At 57.0% G+C, this 530-nt stretch carries 1 protein-coding gene and 1 tRNA gene; both read left to right on the top strand.

Translation table 11 applies throughout. The features are described 5' to 3' along the window. The first annotated feature begins 63 nt into the window (after positions 1 to 63). Positions 64 to 140 (top strand) — tRNA-Met (locus tag GKC28_RS26155). A 200-nt stretch (positions 141 to 340) separates the two neighbouring features. Further along, the coding region (locus tag GKC28_RS26150) for a DUF6429 family protein (RefSeq protein ID WP_174148167.1) at positions 341 to 530 on the top strand (190 nt) is incomplete at its 3' end.

The following is a 530-nucleotide window of genomic DNA, read 5'->3' as shown; positions in this document are numbered from 1 at the left end:
GTCACCGCCAAACCTAGTAAAATCCAACAAAACCTCTCTTAAACGATGCAACAAAAAACCTGCCGCGGGATGGAGCAGCCAGGTAGCTCGTCAGGCTCATAACCTGAAGGTCGCAGGTTCAAATCCTGCTCCCGCAACCAACACAATTTCCTCAGATATATCAAAGGCTTCGGGCAAACCGTCCGGAGCCTTCTTCGTGTCCGGGCCTTCCGCAGCCGCTGCAAGACGCAGCAGCCCGGCCAGATCCCCAACAAGTTCAAGCTGATGCCCGCCCGGCGCATCGTAAGGCTCCGGCGAAGACCGCGGTCCCATTGGCGCTGTGATGTGATACCCGTTGTTCATGGAGATCGACGAGGACAAGATCGACGACGCGGTTCTGGGACTGCTCTGGTTGACGCTGCATGATGAGCGTCGCGCCTGGAAGGGAATGGACTGGTCGGCACTGGATCGATTGCATCGGAAGGGTTTGATCCATGACCCGGTTAACCGGGCCAAATCTGTCGTGCTGACTGATGAAGGGCTACAGCGCT

The organism is Leisingera sp. ANG59, assembly GCF_013317235.1.
In the GTDB taxonomy this organism is placed as follows: Bacteria; Pseudomonadota; Alphaproteobacteria; order Rhodobacterales; family Rhodobacteraceae; genus Leisingera.
Note: the sequence above shows the minus strand (reverse complement) of the source record. Positions and strands in the feature narration are given on the sequence as shown.